This window comes from Streptomyces sp. adm13(2018) (assembly GCF_008042145.1).
Lineage (GTDB): Bacteria > Actinomycetota > Actinomycetes > Streptomycetales > Streptomycetaceae > Streptomyces.
Window position 1 is genome coordinate 1 of record NZ_RDBH01000182.1, and the last position, 3,661, is coordinate 3,661.

Consider the following 3,661-nt stretch of genomic DNA (forward strand, 5'->3'; position numbering starts at 1 on the left):
CGGTGGCGTCGATGACGCGGGCACCCATGAGGTCAGCCAGGCGCACGGCCGGATCCTGGGAGGGGGTGATGACGTTGTCACGGATCCAGTCCTCCAGCGGGTGCACGGCGTCGTCGTCGGGTGTGGTCGTGGCGGTAAGGGCGGCGGTATGGCCTGTCAGGGCGGTGCTCCCGCCGCGGCGGGCGGCGATCCGGGCCGAGGCCAGGACATCGCCGGCTTCGGAGAGCGCCTCGTTGACCTCGGTGCGCAGCCGGTCGGCCTGCTCACGGGGAGGCTGGGAACGTCTCCTGAGCGCCGGCCAGGTCCTTCTCCGCCTCGCCCAGCAGGACCGACAGGTAGGCACTCGTGGCGTTGCCCCGGTCGGCGGCGGTGGCCAGGCGGGCGGTCCCCACCGCCGAGGCGGCGGCTTCCACGCTGTTCGCGACCTTGAGGCGGTAGTCCTCGTCCGTTCGGGAGGACCCCGCGCACCCGGACAGCAGCACGCAGCACACAACCGGCCACAGCGATCGAGCCACCGGGAACCGGCGTGGCGCGCCGCCGGCGGGACTCACCGGCGCCGGGCGATGAAGTACACCGCCAGCGGCAGGAGCACGGCGAGCTGCGCTCAGCCCGCCAGCGGTACCAGTCCCTGATCCATCCACAGCCTCCGGCCCGCCTCTCCCCTCCGGAGCACCACCTGCCCCCGGAGAACGTCCCGTAGTCAATACCCGGGGCGCCGGGTCCGCGCGCACCGCGCCGTACGCGCCCGTGCAGGGCTACCTGCACCCCCTGCTGATGGAACGCGGCGCCATCCCCGACCACATCACCGTGCGCGGGGATGGCCCCTCTCGTCAGTTCTGGTGCCCTTGAGCCAGTTGGTGGCCTTGCGGATGCGCTGGGATATCGCCGACAGGGTGCGGAAGGGAGCGCGCCTGCGGTGGAGGGCAGTCGGGGTAGGTCTCTCCCAGAGGCTCGGGCCTGATGCGCCGAGGGAGCAGACCTGAGGAGACCTCGTGGCACACGAGAACCACAAGCCCGAAACGTGGGATACCTTCCGCGAACTGGTCATCATGCCACCGGCGGAGCTGGCACGGTGGCTGGCGACCAGCACCGCGGTCCGTCGGCACGGTCGGCCCGGCGGCGACCCGGCCCACGCTCGACTGGGGCCGGAGCGACGCGCGGATGGACCTCACCCCTGGGGGTACACGCGAAGCAGGCCCACACGGAGAACCGATTCGGAAAGGGAGGTGTTGGTCATGGAAGGCCAGGCAGGAATCCAGTCGGCCACCAGCCGTGTACCGCTCGAGAAACGGATCCGCACATGCCGTCCTGCCATCGTGCGTCAGACACGGTCTGAGCACGAGTCGCCGGAGGAGAGATCGGCCCGTCAGGAGGAGAACGTCATCCGCGGTGAGGACTGACTCAACCGGGCGGCGCGCCGCGACCGCAGCGCCACCGCGAAGCGCCCCCTTACTGACTAGGGCCGCATGCCCCCGGTATGTCCAGTGCTGCCGGGAGGCTGCGGTGAGTGAACCAGAACTAAGATGTCGACGCGGCTGCCTCCGGTGCTTCCGACCAGGGCGGGGTCGCACCGCGTACGCGTGAGCAGACGGAAGGCTCAAAGCTCGGCTCGGCGTGGCCGCCGTCGCCGCGTTCTCCTCGCAGCCGCAGGTCACACACATGTTCGCCCCTTTGCGCTGTTTGCCGGGGGGGGTGCGGCAAGCTCCGCAGTGTGGGCGACCGTCACAGCGTCGCCCCGTTTGTTTCCCGTGGGGTTACGGTCAGCTACCGCCTCTTGGTCGCCGCCTCAGGCGCCGGCTTCACCGCTTCCTCGCAGCTGCGGCGGCCGGATCGCCGCGGAAATGATCACGCCCTAGCCGCCGGGGATCCCCGCTCTCCTGCCGGGAGGAGCGTCTGACCCGCGAGGTCCTGGAGTATCTGCGCACAGGCGTGCAAGCCGGCATGGTCATCCCCGACGCCGTCGACCCGCAGATCAAGAGCGTCCGCGTCCTGCGCGAGGGCTGATCCCGGGGTTGCACGACGGCCCGGCGGACAGAGAAGCCTGGACGGAGGCACATCACGGGCGGACCATCTCCCGATGCTCCCTACGGACCGCTAGGAATCCGACGGCGCCGCTCCCGGGTGATCCGGCCGTTCCGGGGAAGAGGCCCACCATGGACGAGATGAAAGCGGGCAAACCCGGCGAGATCGTGACACAGAGTGGCATCTACGCATGCGATTGCGGTCAGGAGCACCTGTGGAGCAAGAGCACCGATGTGCGCGGGCATCGGTTCCCTCCACTCCCCTTCGACTGCACGGGGCAGGCGTGGGTCCTGCGCACGCAGGCTCACCCTGGCGAGGACTGAGGGTGCGGCTGCGCACCAGCGATCCCAGCAAGCCGGGGTGGCGCCGTATGCGCCACGGTCGCGGGTTCCGCTATCTGAGCAAGGACGGAAAGCCTCTGCCTTCCGACGATCGTGACCGCGTACGCGCCCTGGTGATCCCTCCGGCCTGGGAGGACGTCTGGGTGTGTCCCTGGCCGAACGGTCACATCCAGGCGGTGGGGACAGACGCCGCGGGCCGGCGCCAGTACCTCTACCACACCGCGTTCCGCGAGCGGCAGGACGCCGCCAAGCACGAGCACGTCCAGCGCGTCGCCCGTTCGCTGCCCCGCTTGAGGCAGCACGTGGAGAGGGACATCGCCGGGCGCGGACTGTCACGGGCGCGCGTTCTGGCCTGCCTGACCCGCCTGCTGGACCTGGGTTTCCTCCGTGTCGGCGGAGACGGCTACGCGCGCGACAACGGCAGCTTCGGCCTGACGACCCTCCTTCGGGAACACGCGGACTGCCGAGGCGGGGAGATCCGTCTGCACTACCCGGCCAAGTCCGGCAAGGAGGTGACGCGTGCGCTCGTGGACGAGCAGGCGTACACGGTGGTGCGTGCGCTGCTGCGACGCGGCAACCCGGACTCAAGGCTCTTCGTGTACTGGGAGCACGCGGAGTGGCACGAGCTCCACGGAAACGACCTCAACGCCTACCTGCGGGACCGGTCGGGACAGGATGTGACGGCGAAGGACTTCAGGACCTGGTACGCGACCGTTCTGGCCGCGGTCGCCCTGGCCGTGTCCGACAACACCACCGATGCCTCCGCCGCCCGCCGCAGCAGGGTCGTCGCTCGTGCCGTGCGCGAGGTCAGCGGGTACTTGGGCAATACGCCCGCGGTGTGCAGGGCGTCCTACATCGATCCGCGCGTCATCGAGCTCTACGACCAGGGAGAGACCATCGCGGCCGCCCTGGGGGAGCTGGGCAGAGGCGTCACCTTCGGCCACCCGGCCACCCATGGCCGCGTCGAACGCGCCGTTCTGCACCTTCTCGGTTCGGCGGGCCCGTGACGACTCCGTACACCTTCCCGTCGCCGGCCGCGTACCGGTGCTCGTGGTCGCCCCGCACGCGTTCGGCCGTACAGTCACGGCTCCCCATACTGATGGCTGGTGTCGGGGCTTTTCAGGGGATACCCAACAGACGTCCGGGTAGCGGAAGCGCATGGGCAGCATGGGCACCACCGACACCGCCGCCCAGCGGGCCGTAGCACTCGTCTGCACGCTCTCGCCTTCGCCCGGTCCTTCAAGCCCGTACCCGCCTTCCTCCTGACCACAGTCGAACAGGACGGTCCTTCGATGACT

At 69.9% G+C, this 3,661-nt stretch carries 3 protein-coding genes and 1 pseudogene; 3 read left to right on the forward strand and 1 reads right to left on the reverse strand.

The genetic code is table 11. The annotated features are described in order from the left end of the window. Nucleotides 1-263: 263 nt before the first annotated feature. Nucleotides 264-482, reverse strand: a complete 219-nt coding sequence (locus EAO70_RS35300; protein WP_148006893.1) for a hypothetical protein — start codon at nt 480-482, stop codon at nt 264-266. 1,341 nt (nt 483-1,823) lie between these two features. On the opposite strand from EAO70_RS35300, the pseudogene EAO70_RS39825 reads away from it, so the two are divergent. The 3 genes and pseudogenes from EAO70_RS39825 to EAO70_RS35315 all read left to right on the forward strand — a co-directional run. Beyond that, a pseudogene (locus EAO70_RS39825) lies at nt 1,824-2,004 on the forward strand (ornithine decarboxylase); the annotation flags it as partial. A 149-nt stretch (nt 2,005-2,153) separates the two neighbouring features. After that, entirely contained in the window at nt 2,154-2,345 is a 192-nt protein-coding gene (locus EAO70_RS35310) for a hypothetical protein (RefSeq protein WP_148006894.1), read from the forward strand. A 2-nt stretch (nt 2,346-2,347) separates the two neighbouring features. Continuing rightward, nucleotides 2,348-3,370, forward strand: coding sequence for a DNA topoisomerase IB (locus EAO70_RS35315; protein ID WP_148006895.1), 1,023 nt, complete (start codon nt 2,348-2,350; stop codon nt 3,368-3,370). The last annotated feature ends 291 nt before the right edge of the window (nt 3,371-3,661 follow it).

Excerpts from the sequence above, each read along its gene's own strand:
- EAO70_RS35310 (WP_148006894.1), top strand. The coding sequence starts at position 2,154 with ATGGACGAGATGAAAGCGGGCAAACCCGGCGAGATCGTGACACAGAGT.